At 68.5% G+C, this 22,173-nt stretch carries 24 protein-coding genes; 12 read left to right on the top strand and 12 right to left on the bottom strand.

The annotated features are described in order from the left end of the window. The first annotated feature begins 54 nt into the window (after positions 1–54). Positions 55–402, top strand: a complete 348-nt coding sequence (locus tag ACIQWR_RS07130) for an antibiotic biosynthesis monooxygenase family protein (protein WP_404005648.1) — start codon at positions 55–57, stop codon at positions 400–402. 97 nt (positions 403–499) lie between these two features. Here ACIQWR_RS07130 and ACIQWR_RS07125 read toward each other — a convergent pair whose 3' ends face one another. Beyond that, on the bottom strand, positions 500–895 hold the full coding sequence (locus ACIQWR_RS07125; RefSeq protein WP_404005647.1) for a nuclear transport factor 2 family protein: 396 nt from the start codon (positions 893–895) through the stop codon (positions 500–502). Between the two features lie 114 nt (positions 896–1,009). Between ACIQWR_RS07125 and ACIQWR_RS07120 the strand changes: the two genes are divergently transcribed. Further along, entirely contained in the window at positions 1,010–1,534 is a 525-nt protein-coding gene (locus tag ACIQWR_RS07120; RefSeq protein ID WP_404005645.1) for a GNAT family N-acetyltransferase, read from the top strand. A gap of 31 nt (positions 1,535–1,565) precedes the next feature. On the opposite strand, the gene ACIQWR_RS07115 is transcribed toward ACIQWR_RS07120, so the two are convergent. After that, positions 1,566–3,617 carry a DHA2 family efflux MFS transporter permease subunit gene (locus tag ACIQWR_RS07115; RefSeq protein ID WP_404005788.1) on the bottom strand — a complete coding sequence of 684 codons (2,052 nt, stop codon included), beginning with the start codon at positions 3,615–3,617 and terminating at the stop codon, positions 1,566–1,568. A gap of 218 nt (positions 3,618–3,835) precedes the next feature. Here ACIQWR_RS07115 and ACIQWR_RS07110 point away from each other — a divergent pair, with 218 nt between their 5' ends. Next, positions 3,836–4,540 (top strand): HAD-IA family hydrolase, encoded by a 705-nt coding sequence (locus tag ACIQWR_RS07110; RefSeq protein WP_404005644.1) that lies wholly within the window; start codon positions 3,836–3,838, stop codon positions 4,538–4,540. Between the two features lie 72 nt (positions 4,541–4,612). On the opposite strand, the gene ACIQWR_RS07105 is transcribed toward ACIQWR_RS07110, so the two are convergent. Together ACIQWR_RS07105 and ACIQWR_RS07100 are read right to left on the bottom strand one after the other, a co-directional pair. Continuing rightward, positions 4,613–5,443 (bottom strand): alpha/beta fold hydrolase, encoded by an 831-nt coding sequence (locus tag ACIQWR_RS07105; protein ID WP_404005642.1) that lies wholly within the window; start codon positions 5,441–5,443, stop codon positions 4,613–4,615. An 869-nt stretch (positions 5,444–6,312) separates the two neighbouring features. Then, positions 6,313–6,894: a TMEM165/GDT1 family protein gene (locus tag ACIQWR_RS07100; protein ID WP_399266282.1), complete on the bottom strand. Its 582-nt coding sequence runs from the start codon at positions 6,892–6,894 to the stop codon at positions 6,313–6,315. Positions 6,895–7,395: 501 nt separating this feature from the next. Here ACIQWR_RS07100 and ACIQWR_RS07095 point away from each other — a divergent pair. The 5 genes from ACIQWR_RS07095 (at position 7,396) to ACIQWR_RS07075 (ending at position 12,703) form a co-directional block, all read left to right on the top strand. Beyond that, entirely contained in the window at positions 7,396–8,040 is a 645-nt protein-coding gene (locus tag ACIQWR_RS07095; protein WP_404005640.1) for an HNH endonuclease family protein, read from the top strand. A gap of 255 nt (positions 8,041–8,295) precedes the next feature. After that, positions 8,296–9,978: an alkaline phosphatase D family protein gene (locus tag ACIQWR_RS07090; protein WP_404005638.1), complete on the top strand. Its 1,683-nt coding sequence runs from the start codon at positions 8,296–8,298 to the stop codon at positions 9,976–9,978. A 258-nt stretch (positions 9,979–10,236) separates the two neighbouring features. After that, entirely contained in the window at positions 10,237–10,863 is a 627-nt protein-coding gene (locus ACIQWR_RS07085) for a DedA family protein (protein ID WP_404005637.1), read from the top strand. A gap of 226 nt (positions 10,864–11,089) precedes the next feature. Continuing rightward, positions 11,090–11,608 (top strand): hypothetical protein, encoded by a 519-nt coding sequence (locus ACIQWR_RS07080; RefSeq protein WP_404005635.1) that lies wholly within the window; start codon positions 11,090–11,092, stop codon positions 11,606–11,608. 192 nt (positions 11,609–11,800) lie between these two features. After that, complete coding sequence (locus tag ACIQWR_RS07075; RefSeq protein ID WP_404005634.1) at positions 11,801–12,703, top strand: universal stress protein; 903 nt, start codon at positions 11,801–11,803, stop codon at positions 12,701–12,703. Here ACIQWR_RS07075 and ACIQWR_RS07070 read toward each other — a convergent pair. From ACIQWR_RS07070 to ACIQWR_RS07045, 6 genes are all read right to left on the bottom strand, one after another. After that, a complete protein-coding gene (locus tag ACIQWR_RS07070) occupies positions 12,693–12,944 on the bottom strand; it encodes a DUF2277 domain-containing protein (RefSeq protein WP_399266270.1) in 252 nt (83 codons plus the stop codon). The genes ACIQWR_RS07075 and ACIQWR_RS07070 overlap by 11 nt on opposite strands. Before the next feature lie 56 nt (positions 12,945–13,000). Then, positions 13,001–13,714, bottom strand: coding sequence for a hypothetical protein (locus ACIQWR_RS07065; protein ID WP_404005632.1), 714 nt, complete (start codon positions 13,712–13,714; stop codon positions 13,001–13,003). A gap of 61 nt (positions 13,715–13,775) precedes the next feature. Then, positions 13,776–14,426, bottom strand: coding sequence for a nucleotidyltransferase domain-containing protein (locus ACIQWR_RS07060; protein ID WP_404005630.1), 651 nt, complete (start codon positions 14,424–14,426; stop codon positions 13,776–13,778). Positions 14,427–14,431: 5 nt separating this feature from the next. Beyond that, positions 14,432–14,791, bottom strand: a complete 360-nt coding sequence (locus ACIQWR_RS07055) for a VOC family protein (RefSeq protein ID WP_404005628.1) — start codon at positions 14,789–14,791, stop codon at positions 14,432–14,434. Positions 14,792–14,950: 159 nt separating this feature from the next. Continuing rightward, positions 14,951–15,949 carry a hypothetical protein gene (locus tag ACIQWR_RS07050; RefSeq protein ID WP_404005627.1) on the bottom strand — a complete coding sequence of 333 codons (999 nt, stop codon included), beginning with the start codon at positions 15,947–15,949 and terminating at the stop codon, positions 14,951–14,953. Positions 15,950–16,590: 641 nt separating this feature from the next. After that, complete coding sequence (locus tag ACIQWR_RS07045; RefSeq protein ID WP_404005626.1) at positions 16,591–16,749, bottom strand: hypothetical protein; 159 nt, start codon at positions 16,747–16,749, stop codon at positions 16,591–16,593. 158 nt (positions 16,750–16,907) lie between these two features. On the opposite strand from ACIQWR_RS07045, the gene ACIQWR_RS07040 reads away from it, so the two are divergent. The 4 genes from ACIQWR_RS07040 (at position 16,908) to ACIQWR_RS07025 (ending at position 20,358) form a co-directional block, all read left to right on the top strand. Continuing rightward, positions 16,908–17,630: a hypothetical protein gene (locus ACIQWR_RS07040; protein ID WP_404005625.1), complete on the top strand. Its 723-nt coding sequence runs from the start codon at positions 16,908–16,910 to the stop codon at positions 17,628–17,630. Positions 17,631–17,865: 235 nt separating this feature from the next. Next, complete coding sequence (locus ACIQWR_RS07035) at positions 17,866–18,216, top strand: hypothetical protein (RefSeq protein WP_404005624.1); 351 nt, start codon at positions 17,866–17,868, stop codon at positions 18,214–18,216. 817 nt (positions 18,217–19,033) lie between these two features. Continuing rightward, positions 19,034–19,321, top strand: a complete 288-nt coding sequence (locus ACIQWR_RS07030; RefSeq protein ID WP_404005623.1) for a hypothetical protein — start codon at positions 19,034–19,036, stop codon at positions 19,319–19,321. Beyond that, complete coding sequence (locus tag ACIQWR_RS07025; protein ID WP_404005621.1) at positions 19,318–20,358, top strand: LPO_1073/Vpar_1526 family protein; 1,041 nt, start codon at positions 19,318–19,320, stop codon at positions 20,356–20,358. The genes ACIQWR_RS07030 and ACIQWR_RS07025 overlap by 4 nt, the downstream gene beginning before the upstream one ends. 24 nt (positions 20,359–20,382) lie before the next feature. On the opposite strand, the gene ACIQWR_RS07020 is transcribed toward ACIQWR_RS07025, so the two are convergent. Together ACIQWR_RS07020 and ACIQWR_RS07015 are read right to left on the bottom strand one after the other, a co-directional pair. Beyond that, positions 20,383–21,042 carry a YdcF family protein gene (locus ACIQWR_RS07020; RefSeq protein ID WP_404005620.1) on the bottom strand — a complete coding sequence of 220 codons (660 nt, stop codon included), beginning with the start codon at positions 21,040–21,042 and terminating at the stop codon, positions 20,383–20,385. After that, on the bottom strand, positions 21,042–21,833 hold the full coding sequence (locus ACIQWR_RS07015) for a GntR family transcriptional regulator (protein ID WP_404005618.1): 792 nt from the start codon (positions 21,831–21,833) through the stop codon (positions 21,042–21,044). Before ACIQWR_RS07015 ends, ACIQWR_RS07020 begins: the two co-directional genes overlap by 1 nt. Positions 21,834–22,173 lie beyond the last annotated feature (340 nt).

The raw sequence follows: 22,173 nt of genomic DNA, 5'->3' as shown, positions 1-22,173 counted from the left end.
CGATGAATTACCCGGGACGACGATATCCCGCATGGGATACCTAGGATGGCGGGCATGAGCATCGTGAAGATCAACGCACTGTCCGTACCGGCGGAACAGCGGGAGGTACTGGAGCAGCGGTTCGCCTCGCGGGCGGGCTCCGTGGAGAACTCGGACGGGTTCGAGTGGTTCGAGCTGCTGCGCCCCGTCGAGGGCACCGATCAGTACCTCGTGTACACCCGGTGGCGCTCGGAGGCCGACTTCCAGGCGTGGATGGCAGGGCCCATGAAGGCGGCGCACCAGGGCGGCGGACAGGGCGGCGGGCAGGGCGCGCAGGGCGGCGGGGAGCGGCCGAAGCCGGCGGCTTCTGCGTCCCAGGTGTGGTCCTTCGAGGTCGTGCAGCAGGCGGCTCCGAAGCAGTAGGGCGGCGGGGCCGCGGCCCTACTGGCCCCGTGCTCCCTGCCCCTGGCTCCCTGACTCCCTGGCTCCCTGGCTCCCTGGCTCCCTGGCTCCTCGCTGCCTAGCTCCAGAAGGCGTCGGACTCTTCGATGTCCGCGACGCACTCGTCGATGTCGGTGATCTTGTTGCCGACGAGGGTGAAGAAGAGTCCGGCGTGCATCTCGATCCCGCGGTCGCCGCGGTCACCGCGTGAGCGGTGGACCGAGATCACGTGCCCCCGGCCGTCGGCCAGCAGCGTCTCCAGGTCCACCCGCAAGGTGCCGTTCGTCTCCGCGCCGAGGCGACGGTAGAGGTCGAGCACGGCCTCCCGGCCCTTGTGGTGCCCGGACAGCGGGCTGCTGCCGGGAACGTGGTGGACGACGTCGGCCGTCAGCAGTGTGGCCATCGTCTCCATGTCGCCCGTGCTGAAGGCCGCGTAGCCGCGACGGACCAGGGCGCAGTCGGGGTGCTCCGACATGACGTTCACACCCTTCGGTGATGAGGAACGGGGGAATTGCCCTTTTTCCTATCATCGGCCCGGGGCTGTGGATATTCCATGCGGCGGCGCGGCCGCAGCCTCCAGAATGACGCCATGAACAGCACGGACACGAGCACGAACACGGGGGGCGTCGGCGGGGCAGGCTGGTCGGTCGCTCCGGAGCCGTACACGGACCCGGACTCGGTGGTCCTGCGCCGCGCGTACTACGCGGAGATCGCCGGGCGGTACTACGACCGCACGATGACGGAGGCCGAGATCGACGAGGCCCTGATCGTGGACTTCCCGGACGACGACCTCGTCCCGCCCACGGGAGAGTTCGTGGTCGGCCGGCTGGCCGGCCGCCCGCTGGCGTGCGGGGGCTTCCGGCTGCTGGACCCGGAGACCGCCGAGCTGACCCGGGTGTACGTCGATCCCCGCACCCGGGGCACGGGCGGCGGCGCGGCGGTCCTCGCGGCGCTGGAGGGCGTGGCGCGGTCCCTCGGCGCACAGCGGGTCATCCTGGACACCCGCTCCGACCTGGTGGAGGCCCGCAGCCTGTACACGAAGCACGGGTACGACGAGATACCGGCGTACAACGACAGCGAGTACGCCCAGCACTGGTTCGGCAAGCGCCTGTAGGCACGGGCCCCCAGCAGCCCCGGTCCCGGTCTCAGCGGGCCTCGTGGTCGCGGCGCGGCAGGGTGTCGTAGGGCTCCTCCGCGTCCGAACCGCACAGCTCGGCGTTGATCTCGCCGACCAGTTTGATCAGGTCGGTGGGGCGGTCGGGCCCCCACCAGTCGCCGAGCAGCTCCGCGAGGGACTCCTGCCGCGCGTCCGCCAGCCGTACGGCCGCCGAGCGCCCGGGCTCGGTCAGGACCAACGGGAGCCCGTCACGGACGGCGAGACCGCGCTCTTCGACCTGGCGGGCGGCCTCGGTGATCGCCTTCAGCGGCACGTTGGTGCGTTCGGCCAGCATCGCGGGCTCGACCGAGCCGTACTTCTTCATCCGCAGCAGCAGCCAGCTCGCGGCGGGGAGCAGGTCGAAGCCCGCCTTTGCGGTGATGTCCTCGTAGACGTGCCGACGGCCCTCGCGGGTGCCGAGGACCGACAGCGCCCGGGCGACCTCGTCGTGCGAGGAGCGCTCGACGGGGTTGGAGGCGAGGGTCTCGGTCACGTCCGGGGCGGTCACCGAGCCGCGCAGCTTGTCCTCCTTCAGGAACCAGGCGACCAGGAAGGCCAGCAGGACGACGGGGACGGCGTAGAGGAAGACGTCGGTGATGGAGGTCGCGTAGGCGTCCAGGACCCGGGGGCGCAGGGCCGGGGGCAGGGCGCCGATGGCCCGGGGGTCGGCCTTCAGCCGGGCCGCCGTGCCGGGCGGCAGCGGAACGCCGGCGAGGGCGGAGACGAGCTTCTCGTCGAGCCGGTTGGTGAAGATCGTGCCGAAGATCGCCACACCGAAGGAAGCCCCGATGGAGCGGAAGAAGGTCGCGCCGGAGGTGGCGACGCCGAGGTCGGCGTAGGTGACCGCGTTCTGCACCGCCAGGACCAGCACCTGCATGACCAGGCCGAGGCCGAAGCCGAAGACGAAGAAGTAGGCGCTCATCTCCCAGGTGGAGCTGGTGCGCTGCAACTGGTGCAGCAGGAGCAGCCCGACGGCGGTGATGGCGGTGCCGACGATGGGGAAGACCTTCCACCGTCCGGTGCGGCTGACGATCTGGCCCGAGGCCGTGGAGGAGATCAGCAGGCCGAGCACCATGGGCAGCATGTGGACGCCGGACATGGTGGGCGAGACGCCCTGGACGACCTGGAGGAAGGTCGGCAGGTAGACCATCGCGCCGAACATCGCGAAGCCGACGATGAAGCTGATCAGCGAGCAGAGCGTGAAGGTCCGGATCCGGAAGAGCTTCAGCGGCAGCACGGGTTCGGCCGCGCGGCGCTCCACCATGAGGAACACGACGAGCAGCACCAGGCCGAGCACGGCCAGCCCGATGATCCGCGTCGAACCCCAGCCCCAGGTGCCGCCGAAGGAGGCGACCAGCACCAGGCAGGTGGCGACGGAAGCGATCAGGAAGGTGCCGAGGTAGTCGATCGTGTGCCGGGAGGAGCGCTTGGGGATGTGCAGCACCGCGGCGATCACGGCCAGGGCGACGAGGCCGATGGGGAGGTTGATGTAGAAGACCCACCGCCAGGACAGGTTGTCCACGAACAGGCCGCCCAGCAGCGGGCCCAGCACGCTGGTCGCGCCGAAGACGGCGCCGAAGAGCCCTTGGTACTTGCCGCGCTCCCGGGGCGGGACGATGTCGCCGACGATCGCCATCGACAGCACCATCAGTCCGCCGCCACCCAGCCCTTGGATCGCCCGGAAGCCGATGAGCTGGGGCATGTTCTGGGCCAGGCCGCAGAGCGCGGAGCCGATCAGGAACAGGACGATGGCCGCCTGGAAGAGCTTCTTGCGCCCGTACTGGTCACCGAGCTTGCCCCACAGGGGCGTGGCGGCGGTCGAGGCGAGCATGTAGGCGGTGACGACCCAGGACAGGTGCTCCATCCCGCCGAGGTCGCTGACGATCGTCGGTAGGGCGGTGGAGACGATGGTCTGGTCGAGTGAGGCGATCAGCAGACCGAGCAGCAGCGCACCGATGGAGACGAGGACCTCGCGGGAGGCGTGTTCGTCGCCCGGGCCGCGCGCGGGATCCGCGACCGAGGGGCTCACTTCCTGGGCCATCGGCTCCTCCTCGGGGACCGGGCGGCGGTAGGACATCTCCATCCTGAGCGGTACGTCCCGTTACGGCCTGCTGGGAGACCTAGGTCACTGGATTGGCCGAATCGGGGAATTGTTTTGTACCCTGATGGAACAAAGTGGCTCCGCCTGCATACCCTGACCGGTAGGCGGAGCCACTTGTTTTTGTTTCCCCACTGCCGCGCCCCCTCTGGAGACCCCTGATGCCGGCCAGCACCACCACCGCCGCTGCCACCACCGCCGCCGCCCCCGTCGTCCTGAGCGCGAAGGCGCTCCTCCTGGACATGGACGGCACCATCGTCAATTCCGACGCGGTGGTCGAACGCTGCTGGCGCGAGTGGGCGGTGGCGCACGGCTTGGATCCGCACGAGGTCATCAAGGTGGTCCACGGCCGCCAGGGCTACGCCACCATGGCGATCCTCCTCCCGCAGCGCCCCATGGCGGAGAACTACGCCGAGAACACCGTGATGCTGGCCCGCGAGACCGCCGACACCGACGGCGTGGTCCCGGTCGGTGGCGCCGCGGAGTTCATGGCGGCCCTCGCGGAACTCCCGCACGCCCTGGTCACGTCCGCGGACCTGGCACTGGCCACGGCCCGGATGACCGCGGCCGGCCTCCCGATGCCGCGGATCCGGGTGACGGCCGAGTCGGTGTCGGCCAGCAAGCCCGACCCGGAGGGCTTCCTCAAGGGCGCCGCCGAGCTCGGCATCGACCCGGCCGACTGCATCGTCTTCGAAGACTCCGAGGCGGGCATCGCGGCGGGCCTCGCGGCCGGCATGCGCGTCATCGGCGTCGGCCCCCGCGCCGCCGCCCACGCCCCCACGGCCCACGTCCCCGACCTCACCGCCCTCACCCTCACCACCACCCCCACGGGCACCCTCACCCTCACCCTCACCATCGCCCCGTAGGGCGGAAGCCCGGGCACCCGCCGGCGGGCGCGGGCTCCACCGTCATGCACGGGACCGTCATGCGCGGGACCGTCATGCGCGGGCGAAGGCGCGCAGGTCGTCATTGAGGCGGTCCGCATGGGTCGCGAACAGCCCGTGGCCCGCGTACTCGTACACGTGCAGCTCCGCCCCCGGGATCAGTTCGGCCGCGCGGCGGCCCGTGAGGGCCAGGGGCGCGGAGGCGTCGTCCGACCCGTGGATGACCAGGACCGGGCAGTCGATCTTCACCAGCTCCGGGACGAGGTTCAGGGCGGGGACGAGGTCCCCCAGGGCATTGCCGGCGCGCGCCGTCGCCCCGAGGCAGCGGTCCACCATGTACGCCACGTACGCGTCCGACACCCGCGGCCCGGGCAGGTGGCGGGCGAAGAACGCGTCGGCCCCGTCGGCGAAGAACTTCGCCCGGTCCTGCCGGAAGGTCTCGTTGAATCCGCGGATCAGCTCCGGGTCCAGCCCCTCCGGGTGGTCCGCGGAACGTGCCGGCCCCGGCGCGATCCCGCCGACGAGGGCGACCCGCGCCACCCGGCCGGTACCGCGGAGGGTCAGGTACCGGACCACCTCGACCGTGCCCATCGAATGCCCGACCAGAGTGACCTCGCGCAGGTCCAGGTGATCGAGCAGCGCGGCCAGATCCCCGGCGAGGGTGTCGAGGTCGAAGCCGCCCCAGACGTCCTCGGACCTGCCGTGCCCCCTGCGGTCGAAGCCCACGCAGCGGAAGCCCTCGGCCGCCAGCGGCAGCATCTGGTACTCCCACATCTCGGTACCGAAGTACGAGCTGTTGACGAAGACGATGACCGGGCCGTCCGAGGGCCCGTAGTCCACGAAGTGGAGGCGGGTGCGGTCGGAGGCGGACTCGAAGTACGGCATGGCGAAGGTCCCTTCGGGGAGTGACTGTCAGCGGCGGCCCGGTACGACGGCCATCCTGCCCCCGCGCCCCCGAGCCGGTCGATTACCTCAGGAGTCATCCACTCCGGGCGGGTCCAACGGTGACCACCACCGACCCCAGCACGCCGAGACCGGGCGCGCGAGGGCAGGCCCGGAACACCAGAGCTGGGGCCGGAGCCGAAGCCGAAGCCGAAGCCAGGGCCGAGGCCGGAGCCGGAGCCGGAGCCGAGGCCGGAGCCGGAGCCGGAGCCGAGGCCGGGGAGCCGAGGCCGGAGCCGGAGCCGGAGCCGAGGCCGGGGAGCCGAGGCCGGAGCCGGAGCCGGGGCCGAGGCCGGGGAGCCGAGGCCGGGGGCCGGTGCCGGGGAACCCGGGCAGGGGCCGGGGAGCCGAGGCCAGGGCACCGGAGCAAGGCACCGGAGCCGGAGGAGCCGGAGCCCGCGCACCCAGCAAGCGAAGGCCAGCAGAGCACCGCCAGGCTCGGAGCACCGAAGCCAGCGCGCCAAGGCCGAGCCCGGAACCCGGAGCAAGGCCCGAGCGGCCCAGGACACCGAGACCGGGCAGAGCACGCCGGACCCGGCTCGCCGCCCCGGGCCCGAACCCGGGAGACCGCCACCGCCGCCACCACCGCCACCGCCACCGCCCCCGAAGCCAGACCAAGCGAGCCGGGTCCGGGGCCGACGAACCGGGTCCAGCCCCAGCCAGCCGGGGCCGAGGCCGACGAACCGGGTCCACATTCAGCGAGCCGAACCCGGGCCCGGCGACCCCGGCCCGGACCCCGGACGCAGCGGTGCATAGGTCCCGGCGCGCAGCCGGGCCCGCCCGAGCTACCCGCCCCCACGGGAACCCCCGGTTCAGCCCGCGATCGCCTCGTACAGCGAGAACACGGCCAGCGCGGCCATCACGCACGCCGCGACCTTCGTGATCAGGCGCAGCGGGATGTACTTCATCAGCGTGCGCCCGCCCAGGATGCCGATCCCCGCGACCGCCCACAGCGCCAGGACCGCTCCGATGCCGACCGAGACGGGGTCGTCATAGCGGGCCGCGAGGTTGGCCGTCATGATCTGCGTCAGGTCACCGAACTCGGCGACAAGGATCAACATGAAGCCCGCCCCCGACACCTTCCAGAAGGATTGGTCAGCAGGCTCCTTGACCTCCTCGTCCTCCTCGTTCTTCTTCAAGAGCAGCATCGCCGCGCCCGCCAGGAACAGGACGCCCACGACCGCCTGGACAAGACGGTGCGGCAGCAGGGTCAACACGCTGGCCGCGGCGATGGCGAGCGCCACGTGCACCGCGAAGGCCGCAGCCACGCCCACGAAGACGTAGGACGCCCGGTAGCGGGTGCCGAGCATCAGTCCGGCGAGGGCCGTTTTGTCGGGGAGTTCGGCGAGGAAGACGACGCCGAATGCGATCGCCAAAATGCTGAAGCTGATCACGGGGTGAAACCTCAATCGGTCGGGCAGGACGCCATCGGAACCGAGAGACCTGGGTGTTTCCGGGGTCGCTTCGGCACAGCGGCGCCCTGTGTGCAAACAGGACACTGCGGCCGAAGGTCTCGCTGGCCGACCGCTGACGCGGCCTGCCTCCGGGCGCCGGCTGGGATGACCCAGCAGTATGTCGACGGTCCGGCGAAGAGCTACTCCCCTTCTGCTCGACACACCCTACGCGACCCCCGGCGCCGCCCGAAATAGGCCCTTGGTCCCCTCCGGACCCCGCCATCTCGCGCGCACCACCACCTCTCTCGCCACCGCATCACCTCCCGCCCCATCCGGAATCACAACCTCCTTTTGTGCCAAGGCCGTTGCACACCTTGATGTGACGTGCCCATGTCGCCACGCTGTCACCTGGCGCCCATCCCCGCGAAACCCGGCGCCGCAACCATGGCCGGGCCCCGCCGGGGCCGTACGGCCAGTCCCCCCACACCAAGGGAGTCCTTCATGCCCGCCATCTACGCGCGTCGCATTGGCATGCTCGCCTCAGCCGCTGCCCTCACGTCCCTCGCCGCCCTCGTGAACGCGCCGGCCGCCCAGGCCGCCCCGCCCGCGCCGATCAGCGCCGCTGCCGCCCGCTCGTACCTGGCCACGGTGACCCCCAAGGCGGAAGGCTCCTCCAGCGGCTACAGCCGTGACCTCTTCCCGCACTGGATCACCCAGTCAGGCACCTGTAACACCCGCGAGGTCGTGCTCAAGCGCGACGGCGTGAACGTGGTCCAGGACTCCTCCTGCGCGGCCGTCAGCGGGAGTTGGTACTCCGAATACGACGGCGCCACCTGGACGGCCGCCTCCGACCTGGACATCGACCACATGGTGCCGCTCGCCGAAGCCTGGCGCTCCGGGGCCAGCTCCTGGACGACCGCCAAGCGCCAGCAGTTCGCCAATGACCTGACCCGCCCCCAGCTCATAGCCGTGACCGACAACGTCAACCAGGCCAAGGGAGACAAGGATCCGGCGGCTTGGCTGCCGTCCCGGACCGCCTACCGGTGCACCTACGTCCGTATGTGGGTGAACGTGAAGCAGTACTGGGGTCTGAGCATCGACTCCGCCGAGAAGACCGCCCTCACGAACGTCCTCAACGGCTGCTGAGCCCTCGCCCCACCGCCTTCTTCCCGCACCCTTCGCGCCTCACGTTCGCGCTTCGCACCTCGCCCTTCGCACCTCACGCCCAACGCCTCCCTTCTTCCCTGGCACCTCTCGTCCTTGTCCCCTCAACATTCGCCCATCGCCGCCACCGCCCACCTCCCCCGTGCGGGGAATCGATCTCCCCCGCCAGGGGGAACCGCTCTCCCTCCTCCACGCCGTACCTTGTGATCCAAGGGGACATGGAGGAGGGGGAGTTCGATGGCAGGACTGCGTCTGGGGCCATTGCTGAGGTACGTCGACTGGGACACGGGCGGTTCGGCGACGATCTGGGTCGAGGCCGACCGGCCGACCACGGCCGAGGTGCGCTGCGCCGACGGCGCGGGCGGGAGCGCGCGCACCTTCCAGATAGCCGGCCACCACTACGCGCTGGTTCCGGTGACCGGCCTGACCCCGGGCAGCACCACCACGTACGAAGTGGTGCTGGACGGCGTCCGGGTGTGGCCGCAGCCCGACAGCGGCTTCCCACCGAGCACCATCAGCACCCCGGCCGTTGCCGGCCGCGGTCGCCCCGGCCCGGGTCCCGGGTTGAGGGTCACCTTCGGGTCCTGCCGTCAGGCCGCCCCGCCCGCCGGCCGCCGCGGCCCACACGGCGCGGACGCCCTCGACACCCTCGCCGCGCGGCTCGCCGCCGATCCCGCGGCGGAGCGGCCCGACCTCCTGCTCCTGCTGGGCGACCAGGTCTATGCCGACCAGCTGTCCCGGCCGACCAGACAGTGGCTCGCAGCCCGCCGGGACCTGCGCGAGGCGCCCGGAGCACAGGTCGCCGATTACGAGGAGTACACGCAGCTCTACTACGAATCCTGGTTGGACCCGGAGATCCGCTGGCTGCTGTCGACCGTGCCCAGCCTCCAGATATTCGACGACCACGACGTCTGCGACGACTGGAACACCAGCGCCGCCTGGCTGGCCCAGATGCGGGCCACCCCGTGGTGGCGGGAACGGATCCTGAGCGCGCTCATGTCGTACTGGGTGCACCAGCACCTGGGGAACCTCTCCCCCGCCGACCTGGAGGCCGACCCGCTCTACGAGGCCGTTCGACAGACCCCCGACGGGACGGAGGCGCTGCGCGCCTTCGCCGCCGCGGCCGATGCCGACCCGTCCACCGTCCGCTGGAGCTACCGCCGGGACTTCGGACGGACGCGCCTGCTGATGGTGGACACACGGGCCGCGCGGGTGTTGGCGGAGGACGGGCGGGCGATGCTCGACCCGGCCGAACAGCAGTGGGTCCGGGACAACGCGATGGAGGGGCACGGAGGCTACGACCACCTCCTGATCGGCTCCTCGCTGCCCTGGCTGATGCCACCGCTGATCCATGACGCCGAGGTGTGGAACGCAACGCTGTGCCGGGGCGAGCGCGGGCCTCGCTGGGCGCGTATCGCGGAGGACCTGCGCCGGCGCGCCGATCTGGAGCACTGGGCGGCCTTCCCGGCCTCCTTCGAGGCGCTGAGCGATCTGATCGAGCAGGTGGGGACGGGGCCACGGGCTCCGGCGACGGTCTGCGTCCTGTCGGGAGACGTACACCACGCGTATGTGGCCGAGCCCCGAATACCCACCACGTCCCGGGTCTACCAGCTGACCTGCTCCCCGGTGCACAACTCCATCCACACCGCGGTGAAGCTCGGCTTCCGGCTCGGCTGGTCCCGCACGGGGCGGTGGCTGGGGCGCGGGCTGTCGCGGCACGGGCGAACGGGCCGACCGCCGCTGAGCTGGCGACGTACGGGCGGGCCCTGGTTCGGCAACCAGCTGATGACCCTGGCCCTGGAGGGGCGTACCGCGCGGCTGCGGCTGGACCAGGCGCACAAGGAGCGCTGGCCACGAGCGGGCGAGCCCACGCTGGTGACCGTCCTGGACCGCGAGCTGACCGCTGCCGACCCGGGTTGAGCCGTGCTGGCCCGTGCCCGACCAGGGACTGAGGGCGTGGCGGCCCGGTTCCGGCACCGTTCTGACGCGGATCCGACGCCCTCTGTGGCAGCAGGGCACGTACGGGTGTGACAGCAAACATGACATAGGAGGTGCCCCGGGGACACATGGTGCCAGCGTGCGGCGTACGCTGTATGGCTGTCAGCCGCCCCTGCCGCTCCCCCGCGACGTCGCGGCGCTTCAACGCTGAAGCACGTCACTGGACTGGGGAGTCCCGTTTTGTTTGAGACTGTGGGGTCGCTGACCACGAGCCCGTGGATCTACGCCGTAGTGGCACTATCCGTGCTGCTCGACGTCTTCCTGCCTGTACTGCCGAGCGGTGTCCTGGTGATCGCCGCGGCCGCCGCGGCGGCGACCGGAGGCGGCGCGCCCGTGGCGATGCCGGGCCAGGTGCCCGACATCCTGCCGCTACTGGCCGTGGCCACCAGTGCATCGGTACTGGGCGACCTGGCCGCGTACCGGGCGGGCCGCCGTGGCGGGGACTGGCTCGACCGGGCCATCTCCCGCTCGCGCCGGCTCAGCCGTGCCCAAGAGCGACTCGGCGTGGCGCTGGCCCGCGGCGGCGGCGCCCTCGTAGTGATCGCCCGCTTCGCCCCGGCCGGCCGCTCGGTGGTGTCGCTGGGCGCGGGCAAGCGCAACCGCGAGGTGCGGGAATTCCTGCCCTGGTCGCTGCTGGCTGGCATGGCCTGGGCCGGCTACAGCGTCTCGCTCGGCTACTACGGCACCCAGTGGCTCGGCGCCACCTGGCTCGGCACGGCGGTCTCGGTGATCGCCCTCTTCGGCGCGGGCGCCCTGGCCGCGTACATGGTCCGCCGCCCCACCCCGGTACACGCCCCGGCCTCCTGACCGAGGTACCAGGCACACCGGGAGCACCCGGAGAGCCCGGAACACCCGGCGCACCCGAAGCACCCCCAGGCGCTTCGGGTGCTCCGCGTGCCCCGGCTCCCTCGGGCGGACCAGTGCGCTCACCCGTTCACCCGGTCCCGATCGCCGCCCCGGGGCCCGGCTCCTAGCGTCCACAGCACGGTGCGCAACCGGCTGCGCCGTGCCAGGAGCCGAGGAGTCCCCCTACATGCCCGCCACGCACCGCCGTCTGCCGCCGACCGCCGCGGCCGCCCTCCCCGCCGCCTCCGTCTGCGTTCTCGCCCTGTTCGCCGTGTTCGCCGCCGCGCCCACCCCCGCGCACGCCTCCCCCTCCGCCATCGTGTCCCCCGACTCCCCGGCCCCGGGCCAGCGGATCGCCCTCAACATCAGCGGCTGCGGCACCAAGACCGGCCGGGCCTCGTCACGGGCGTTCGGCGAGGTCCGGCTCACCCCGGGCAACCTAGAGGCCGGCAACCTCTTCGGCAGCGCCGACATCCTGCGCACCGCGGCCGTCGGCTCCCACCCGGTGACCTTCGAGTGCGGAGGCCCGGGCGGCACCCGCGTCACCGTCCCGCTGACCGTCATCGCCGGCGCGGCGCGCGGCGGATCGGGCGGCAGCATCGGCTCGACGAGCACCGGCCAGATCGCGGTCGGCGGCGCACTGGTCGCGGGCGCGCTCGGCGCGGGGTTCCACGTGATGCGGCGCCGCTCCGAAGCGGACGCCTGAGCCCCGCGGCGGACGAGCACCCCGGCCCGAAGGCCAAGGGGACACGGGACCACGGGACCACGGGGCCACAGGGGCAAAGGACCACGGGGCAAGGCATGGCCGATGGTCCCGTCGCTTCGGGACCTTCCCCCCTCCCGCTGCGCACCGCGCTCCGCAAGGCTGAGGCCACGCACTATTCGCAAGGAGCCCGCCATGGACCAGCGCCCAGTGATCGCCGCCGTAGACGGTTCGGAGAACGGCAACCGGGCACTGGAATGGGCCATCACGCAGGCCCTCATGTCCGGGGCGCCCCTGCGCATCGTCCACGCCCGCCTCTACGCGTCCTCGATCGGCTCGGTCATGGCCAGCGCCTTCGAGCAGCCGGGCCAGGACGACGACCCGGTGCTGATCCGGGTCCGGGCCGCCCTGGCGGGCCGCGTCGGGCTGCCGGTGATCGAGTACGCGTCGCACCCCGGCACCCCCGACAACGTGCTGCCGGAGCTGGGCGGGGGCGCGCAGATGATGGTGTTGGGTTCACGCGGACGCGGCGGCTTCGCCAGCCTGCTACTCGGCTCGAACGGTCTGGCGTGCGCGAGCCGTGCCGCCTGCCCGGTCGTGGTGGTGCCGAGCGGCGAGCCCGCGCTGCGGGACCCGTACGACCAGGTCGTGCTCGGTCTGAACAGTGCCGCCCCCGACGACAGCACCAGCCACTTCGCCTTCCGCGAGGCGTCCCGGCGCGGGGCCCGCCTCCGGGTGGTCGTGGCGCACACGTGGCCGGGTCCCGTCTTCGCCCCGGGCGGCACCCTCACCACCGCCGCCGCGGTGCAGGACGAGACGACGGCCGGTTCCGAGGTGACCGCGCTCGCCGAGGCGCACCTGCGCCCGCACCGGGCGCGGTATCCCGACGTGGTCGTGGAAGTGGTCACGGCGCCGGGCGATGCCGCAGGTCACCTGGTCGCGGCCTCCCGGGCCGCGGACCTGATCGTCATCGGCCGCCACCGCAAGCGGCTGCTCTCACCGCACCTGGGGTCGGTGACCAATGCGGTACTGCTGCACACGGCCTGCCCGGCGGCCGTGGTCCCCCTGGAGGAGGACGCGGTGCCGGTCACGGCGTGACGGCGGCTGCCTCCTGTTGCTGCTGGGGCGGCCGGCCGCGTACGTGGACCCCGTCGAGCAGGGCCTGGGTCGCCTCGGCGATGGCGGCCACGGCCGCGTCGAAGACCTCCCGGTTGTGCGCGGCGGGGACCCGGAAGCCGGACACCTTGCGCACGTACTGCAATGCGGCGGCCCGGACCTCCTCCTCGGTGGCCTTCTCGGGGATGGCTGGCGGTCGCAACGTCTTGATACTCCGGCACATGCCTCCACTATCCCCCTGCCCCAGCCCCCAGCCCCAGCCCCCTGTTTTCAGGTCCTTCACCCGCCTTCCGACGGCGGCAGCTCGGCGCCGGACAACTTCATGATCAGGCCGGCCTGCAGCCGCGCCCTGAGCGCCGGATCCGCCACCTCCGCCAGCAGCCCGATGGCCTGCTGCGTGGTCTCGGCGGCCCGCCGGTCGTCCCGGAGCGAGGCGGTCTGCTCGGACATGTGCCGCAGCGCGAGGTCGGCCCGCCGGTGGAACAGCTGGCCGATCAACGTGACCACCGCCCCGACCGAACTCGTCACGATCCCCAGGTACAGGTCCCCGGTGCTCTCGGCCTTCCACACCGCCAGCCCCACCCCGAGCAGCAGGATCGTCGCCCCGAACCCGGCGAACCGCTGACTGATGGCGAAGCTGCTGCGCGCCTGGGTCAGCCCGTAGGCGTAGTACTCGACGAGGAGCGGGGTGAAGTCGTCCCGCCGGTCCCCGAGTCGCCCGGCCGGTCGGCGCACGACCGGCCGGCTCCCACCGACATCCGTGTACTTGGGCCGCTCGTCCCCGGCCTCGTCCTCGTCCTCGCCCTCGTCCCCACCCAGCTGGCCGACCTGACCGACCTGGTGGACCTGACCGAGCAGCCGCTCCCGCTCCTCGTCCCGCTTGCGGTCGAAGCGCACCCCGTCGCGCAGGGCCAGCACGAGCCCGCCCACCCCGACACCCACCACCAACGCGGCACTCAGCCCCGCGTCGGCCCATCCGAAGCTCCCCGCCATCCCCCGACGATCCCACGCCGTACCCGCGCAGGGAATCCCACGACCGGAGCTCGCGCCGCCCCTACGGACTGCGGAGGTACGTCAGCCACCCGTGCCCGGGGTGCACCCGGGTGAGGAGTTCGGCCAAGGTCTGCCGCTGGACCACATCCATCAGGGGGAGGGCACTGCTGAAGTCCTGCTGGTCCTTGGGACGGACCGCCTTGGCCTTGAAGAGCAGCACCAACTCGGGTGCGAGGTAGGGGATCCCGTCCGTCGTGCGACGGACGACCTCGGCGTACGGCAGACGGATCGACGGATCGCGCCTGCAGACCCAGGTCGAACCGTCGTGCGGTTCGCGGAAGACGTCCACGAGGTAGTTCCCGCTCGACGGATCGCGCAGCCAGGTCTGGTGGGTCAGGTCCGACACCTGCGGCGCGTACGGCCAGATCCGCTCGTGCGCGACGACGTCGAACTCGAACCCGAACTCGCACCCGACGAACCGGTCCCGGACCTCGGGGAACCGAGCGGCCGGAACGGCGATCTCCAGGTCCGCGTGCTCACGGGTGCGCTCGCCCACGAACAGGTCGACGGCCCAGCCCCCGGCCACGTACCAGGGCGCCGAAACACCCGCCAGCCGCGCCGCCACTTCGGCGGGCGTCCACGCACCCGCCCAGCGCTGCGCGGCCTCGTCCTCGGAGATCGGCACGCCACCATCCGGAATCCCTCGCGCCATCTGCCTCAACTCGCCGTAATGCAGAAGGGGTGCCCGGCCGGATCCGTGAGGACCCGCCACCTGTCCCCCACGGGCTGGTGTTCCGGCTTGCCGGCGCCCAACCCCAGCAGCCTGGCCTCGGCCGCGTCCAAGTCCTCCTCGACCGCGAAGCAGAGGTGGAGCTGCTGCGGAACGACCTGGCCGGGCCAGCTCGGGGCCCGGTAGTCGTCGACCCGCTGGAAGCCGATGAAGAGCCCGTGCTCACCCTTGAGGCCCGAGAAATCGGCGTCGGACTTGGGATCCGGTTCCAGTCCGGTGGCCTGCTGATAGAACGCCGCCAGGACAAGCGGATCGGCACAATCGAGCGTTACGGCAACCAACTTCATACGGGCATGACCTCTCCGGACCGATCCAATCGATCCGATCGATGGACTTCGACGACACCCTGAGCACGACCGCGGCGCTTCCGGGGACTGGACGATCCTGCGCCAAGCCGACCATGGTCGCCACGGCAGCGGCCTCTAAGGGGTGTCTGACGTCGGACCTCAGGTCGCCAAGGGGAAGCCGGCAAAGCCTTCCTCAACCTGGTAGACGAGGTGCACGTTCTGCGATGCCAGCAGGTCCTTCACGTCCTTGCTCGGCTCACTGGGCAGCAGCACAGCCGCCCGCAGGCCCTCCGGATTGGGGAGGTGTCTGCGGTAGTCGGCCAGCTGACCGATCGCCATGCGGATGTTGGTGCGGGTGGTCAGCCCCTTGGCCTCGTACAACACGTGGTCCGTGGAGTCGTACAGGTCAGGGGTGAGTGCACCCACCTCACCGGCGATGGTGATCTGGAACGACTTGTGCACGTGGCCGGCAGCTTCAAGGTCCTTCTTGAACGCCTCCATCAGTAGGCCTTCGCGGCGCAGAACGGTACGCGGCCCACCGGGAACGTCAGCGATCGTCTCCGAGGTCGTGTGTTGCTCGGACTTCTTGTCCTTCACACTGGTCTGCGCCGGGATCACCGGGACGGTGTCGACGTCCTCGACGTCGTTGCCCGCTGCTGGCTTGAGCCAGTCTTCGTCCTTCCAGGCCGGCGCCGACCCCGGAACCGGCCGCAGCCGAAACACTAGGGCGTTGCGCATCTTGTGGTCCTGGCCCGGTCCGCGGCGGATCTCGACGGGGTTGATGGGGTCCACCACCATCTGCCCGATGTAGCGCTGGCGCATGGCGCTGCTCCCCCCAGGCACCTTGCCCTGCGCGACGAACAGGTGGAGCTCACGGCCGTCTTCGACGTGGTAGCGCAGGGACTTGTTGCGGCTCTTCAGCTGCTGGTCACCGTTGGCACCGTAGCCCGTGTACAGGTACAGCGGACCGTACTCATCATCCTCGGCGCGGCCGTCGAAGGTGTACCCGTACTCCTCACCCGCGGACGGGTCGGAGTAGACGAACACCTTTTTCGCCTCGTTGGCCGGCTCGATGCCCTGGAACTTCCCACCACCGAACGCTGCCACGACCTCGTCACGCGTCGTGATCACTCCGGGCACAAGCTCAAACGTCGTCATGGCCACGACCATAAGCATCGGTACCGACATCCCAGCAACGCATTTGCAGGACCAAGCAAACGGGAGCAGCGCGACCTGTAGCCACCAGAGGCCCCCGCCATGATCGGCGGGGGCCCTGTGTACTGGTGGGCGCCGACGGTTTCGAACCTCCGAAATCTGCTGTGCAAGCTCGCCCCAGCTCACCCAAGCCCCATCAAGCGGCCGGTCGACCACGGACGCGACGCCCCTCCCCGGCCGCCCAGATCCACCGGTGCCCATCCCCGTTGATGTCAGCTATGGATGTCAACGGATGTCTGCGACCGGGCTCACTTCTTCCGAAGCTTCCGCATCTTCGCCTCGGCTTCCTTCTTCTTCCGCTGCGCCACTCCGTAGGCGGTCCAGGCCCCCTGATGCTTCACGCACTGCCCGCTCCCGATGATTGCCTTGTTCCGGCAACGCCCGCCGTCCTGCGTCGCCGCCCCGCACCGCGGCTGCGTCATCCCGCCCCTCTCATCCAGGTCCCGTGAGCACCACCACGGTGGCGCGGCCAGTCGGACACGAAGAGGGCGCACGGAGGGCCGATGGAAGCTCAGGGGCGCACACCTGGCCACACTCGAAGGCGAGTAGCCCTGAGCCGGCGAACCACCGATCCACAAGTCGGGTCAGCGACTCATCGTGCCGCCGTGGATGAAAAGCCACACGCCCATGATGGCCACCAGCGCACCCGCCACGAGGATGAGCAGAAGGACGACCCCGAGCATCTTCACAAAGATCATCCCAACATCGGTGACTGCATACCGAATCGGATCTGGATCAGTCATGAATCCCCCCATGTACCGCACTGTTGCCCGAGGCCGGGTGCAAGCCGCCACGCTAGCGCCGTCACCCATCTCTCGCGGTGTACGACGGTGGGCTCCATGGGTAGGGGGCTGTCCACACGGCGCGGGGTGACGCCGTTCAACTGCGGGGAGACGGTTGCGTGAACACCCTCTCGGTAACGCTGGTTTCGGCGTTAACGTCAGGAGCCATCTCGATGGGGCTCATGTGGCTGACGAGTCGGCAACAATGGCGAGATGGCAAGAGAACTCAGCGCGAGACTCACAACTTGTCCTATCTCAACCCCCTCAGGTGGCACACGGCTGAAGCACACCACCGCCTTTCCCTCTACGCCACGTCTGTCGACCAGCATGGCTCTTATCGCCCGGCTCAGGTCCTCAATGAACCGCAGGAGCTCGATTCGAAAGACGCCGCTTGGTTCGCCGGAATGGGCGTCGCACTGGTTTCCAGCATCTGGATGACTTCCTGCCTGTTCGCCCAGATGAATCGCACCCGTCGCGACATACCGTTTCTGCGCTTGCCGGGTAAGGACGACACAAGACTGGCTGCCCTGATATTGAAGGTTCATGTGGCTTTCGCCGCGTGTGACGTCTACTACGCAACACAGTCCAGCATCGGAAACGACGTCGCCGTGGAACCCGAAGGTCGACTCAGGAGCTACAGAGAATTTTGCGAACTTCTTTCGCAACCCGATCGTAGGGTGTGGGCGGACTCCCTCGTCTGGTTCCACCTCGCCATAGCCAACGGCGAACGTCGCCCCAGCCTTCAGCGCGCCTTGGATGCTCTGCAGGAGTTGTCGGTGTTCCTCGACGACAGCCTTGTCGGCGGCGCGTCACTGCGAGCACGCTGGGATGCGGAGCTCTAGGGGAAAGCACGCGCCGGCCGGTTCGCAAAGCCTGAGCTGTGGAAGAACTGGGCAATGAGGCTGCGGCAAGTTGCGACCCCAAGTAGCTCAACAGGGCCTAGAAGAGCGCCTGTTGTGCGGTGCTGGATGCGATGTGGTTCTAGAATTACGGGCACGTCGCACCGCCATGCGCCTTCGGGGGGAATGATTGCAAGCGACGCTCATCACGTTGGCCTTGGCTACGCCAGTCGCACTCATGCAGACGTGGATCAAGTACGCCTCCCGGAAGGCGCCGACGGGCCGAAGGCATGCGCTGCGGCGTGATGACGCGCTCTTGTGGATCGATTGGCTCGTGACGGCAGCCCTGGCCCTGGGCGTCTCGCTGGTCACCGCGAGCATGCAGGGCAAGCCTGTTGATTCGTTTCAGGTGGGGGTAACCCTCGCAGTTCTAGTGCTTGGGCTGGCGGTAATGCCCAAGGTCGTCCAGGAGTTCTGCTACGACAGCGCAGGGGACCTCAGGGGATGGAGCCACATTGTCTGCGCAAATGCTGCCGGGTTGGTCATTTTGCTCTCTCCAGTAGCGGCCGGGGTGAAGGTCTATGGCTAGGAATCCGGATCGCAAGCCGCCTTCGTTGGTGCTCGCCGTTGGCGCGGCCATGCTGGCTGTAGTTGGTGCACTGGTTTCGGTTCTTTTGTCCTCCGGCTTGGCCAGCGCAGATGCCGTGGCGTCCGTACTTGGCGTCGGAACCGCAGCTGTCTCCGCCTTGGTTGCGTGGCGCGGCAGTAGGGACCATGGACCCGATGACCGTGACTAGTGCCGCGTCGGGCAACCGGTCGTCGGCGTGACGGTTTCGCCAGATGATGGAACGGCGGATCATGCCGCCGGAGTACTTCGGATACAGCGAGTCGAAGCCCGCCCTCCCCCAGGTCACCACCGATCCGGCGCCCCTCAGGACCAGGGCGGGTGGTGCGTCACCCGGCGAGGCGCGCTCGCTCCGAATGCCAGGCCCAGGGGCCCGGTAAAGCCGAGGGGCCGATCCTGCCAGGCCCTACGGGCCACCGTCTCGGGTGACGGCCGACGTCACTTGTGGATGCAGAAGGCCCCCCGCCATGATCGGCGGGGGGCCTTCGTACTGGTGGGCGCGGACGGTTTCGAACCGCCGACATCTGCTTTGTAAGTTCCCCCGAGGTTCGCAGGCTGTCCGGTCACGGCAGTTCCGCTTGGGGTTGGCCTGGGCCGCCAGAGCCGTTCAGAGCAGTCAAGGTACGGCCGCGTTGCCGTCAACTCCTGCCGTCACAAGTTGGATCTATCTACTGGGCGTTCCCGAAGGGATGCCCAGTGGACCCCCTTCCCACCTCGCTCGGCAGGACTGAAACGCCAAAAACGCGGCACAGGCAACACACTCTGCGGTAGACCTCTCAGCATGACACGCAGACAGCAAGTGCTGTGGGGTTCCGTTGTAGCACTGGGCCTTGCGCTCCTCGGCCTGGCGGCGTTCCTGGGGCTAGATCGGGCGGACAAGGTGTTCAGCATTTTCAGTGGCCTGGCGGGGTTGATCGGCATAGGCATCGGCATCCATCAGCTGCAACCTAACCGCAGCCGCCAACCTGTACCTCATCAGGTGCAACGCGCGGGAGATAATTCAACAAATATCCAGAGCGGGGGAGATATCACTATCGGCAACAATAACAAGTTTGGCGAAAATCAATGAAATGGCTACAGCGTCAAGTAGGCGGCGATTCGTCAACTAACATCCAGACGCAATCTCTCAATATCGGCCTAAATTATGCCGATGTGCGCGAGATCGCAATGGACGTCTTTAGGGAGAACTTCGCAAAGCTATCAGCGCAAGCCCATTCCATCGCCTTCGCTCGCGCCGAGGATTTTATCGATAACCTAGTTACAGAAATGAAGGATCGAGCACCACAAGCCATCCAGAACATTCAGGACCCTGGAGTCCAATCCGATCTCCTAGAGGCCCAGTCCGGGTACGCCAAGAGTGGCGACCGAGACCTGGGAGAGGTCCTATGTGACCTTCTGGTCGATCGCTGCATGCGGACCGACAGGAACCTATCCACACTCGCCCTCAGCGCAGCAATTTCCGTTGCCCCAAAACTGACGACTAGCCAACTTGCAGCATTGAGCTTCATCTTTGCGGTAAAGGAGACGAGGGAAGTAGGAGTTACCAGGCTCGAGGAACTGTACGAGAGAATTGCCAAGCTATACGAGCCGCTAAGCGTAGAAATCACCCGCCTAACGCCAGCAGACATCCAGTATCTGGTCGGCTTGGGATGCACGACAATGTCCGTAGGAAGAACCACCTTCGGAGATGCACTCTCGAAGACCTACCCGGGATTCTTTACCACTGGATTCACTGTAGATGAAGCATCACCTTTCCGTGCCCTAACTGGTACATCTGCACTCGTTCCAGCATTAAGAGACTCAAGCAAGTGGCAGATTGCTGCCGTAAATTTTGCTGCGCTACATCAACTGCTCGCAGAAAATAATCTCCTGGGGCACGAAACGGGCCTTACTGAAGCGACAACCAATACAATGGTCCAAGAAGCTGTGGTTTCAGCCGAGTTCGGAGCGGCCAGACCCGACCTGAGTGACGCGATCGAAGCATTTGCAGAAAAATCTCTGATGCACTGCCGAAATACAGCAATTGGCACAGCCATTGGGCATGCAAACTTGCGCCGAGTCACCAATGGGCTATTTTCTACAGAGATTGAGGTTTGGATTTCCTGACGGGCGAAATAAGTCGAGATTGACTTAGGAGTCCACGGAACGCACAATGCGCCCGATGAACCCACCGGTACGTAGGCGCTCATATGCAGCCACGACTTCATCGGGCACGGGGAGCGCGATCATGAAACCCATTGCAGGATATAGCAGTAGGCGCTGAAGGGCGCCAACCAGCATTTCGAAGACCAAATTTGGTTCGCCAATGGAGTCGACGTATTGCTCAAATTGAATCGGGCTCGACGCACTGACGATTTCAACGAGTGGCCACAACTTTCGGGCCGTGGCATACGCGCGACGCTCCTCATACGGCTTGCTCACCAAGAGAACGTCCTCGACCTCAACCCCCTTCTCCTGTAGGAGTGATCTGGTGAAGAGAATGTTCTCCCCTGTGTTCGTCGCTCGTGGCTCCGCAAGAACGGCGGCCGGGGGGACGCCAAGCTCGAGAGCGCGTTCCCGGTAGTGGACGGCCTCGCCGCGCGGCATTCGGGCCCGTGTCGTGCGGCTGGTGGCTCCCGTGAAGACGATCAGGGGAGCCATGCCGCGCCGATAGAGATCAACGGTGGTGTCCGCAACGCCAAGATCGTGACTACCGAGCCCCACGGCAACAGAGCACGGCCGGGGCTCATGGTGCATCTGAAGGAAGTCCCAGAGACGCTTCGCATCCGCCCACGCTCGCGCAGAGACCATTACTGATCCTCACTGCGCGCCGAGTCGGGAACCTGAAAGTCATATTCCCAGGCAAATCGCGATGCAGCATGCACCCCGACGGCGAACTCGACGACGGTCCCGTCTGCGGTATACGTGGTGCGGTGCAGTTCCACCACAGGCTCACCAGTCGGAAGTTTCAGCAATTTCACTTCATCGCTGGTTGGGACTCGGGCAAAGAGATGCTCCTTCATGTGATCGATCTCGTACCCTGCGTCGTAAAGCACACGAAATCCACCACCCCGCCCAGCGGGGCCAGGCGTCGGGTCGACCAGTCGGGTTCCTTCGACATGCTCGGGACGGTAGTAGCTCGTCAGGGTGTGAGTGGGCTGCTCCCCCTCCTTCACGAGCCGTGCACGGGCATACACGGGTGCCCCCACCGAAAGCCCGTGAGCCGCCGCGATCGCCTCAGTTGCCTCGGTAAGGCTGACCGACTGAGTCTGCTCACCCCGCTTGTACGGACGGCCGGATGCGACGCGGTCGGCGATGAACGCGACCTCGTCCCCATCCCGCCACTTCGCCTTGTCGTACCGATCGACCCCTAGCCGCTTCAGCGGCGTCTGCGCCCGGACGATGGTCCCGACTCCACGCAACGACGTGACCAGCCCCTCTGCCTCAAGAGCCGTGTACGCCTTGTGAACTGTGGCTTTCGACCCTTCCCCTGCCTCCACCAGCTCTCGGATCTGCGGCAGGTGCGCGCCCGGCGGGTAGTCGACACCATCCCTGATCTGCTCGGCCAGTTTGTCTGCCAGCTCTCGCCACTTCGCTGCCATGCGGGGCTCCTCTCGACATACGCCAGTTTCACACAGTCCTAGGACATTGACAGTCCTAGGACTGAAGGTGCATGGTCTTCCCAGACGGCAACGCAGTCCTAGGACAGCGGGGCTGACTCCTCTGGTGGCCTTCTTTGGGCTGCTCAGAGGAGCACGTCAAGGGGCCCGGGACAGAGCGGGCCGAGGGAGCCGGACCCCTGGTCAACCGGACGGCGAGTCTCTGCCTACCAGCGGGAGCCCGTGTTCCCGGAAAGAGACACAAAGCAAGTGATCAATCTTCCGCCTCTTTCGTGAGGCGGCCGGTTGCCTCCTCCGCCCGTACGGCGCCATCGGCGTTGTA

The sequence above is a fragment of the Streptomyces sp. NPDC098789 genome (assembly GCF_044759975.1).
In the GTDB taxonomy this organism is placed as follows: Bacteria; Actinomycetota; Actinomycetes; order Streptomycetales; family Streptomycetaceae; genus Streptomyces.
This window is presented reverse-complemented; position numbering and strand designations above follow the sequence as displayed.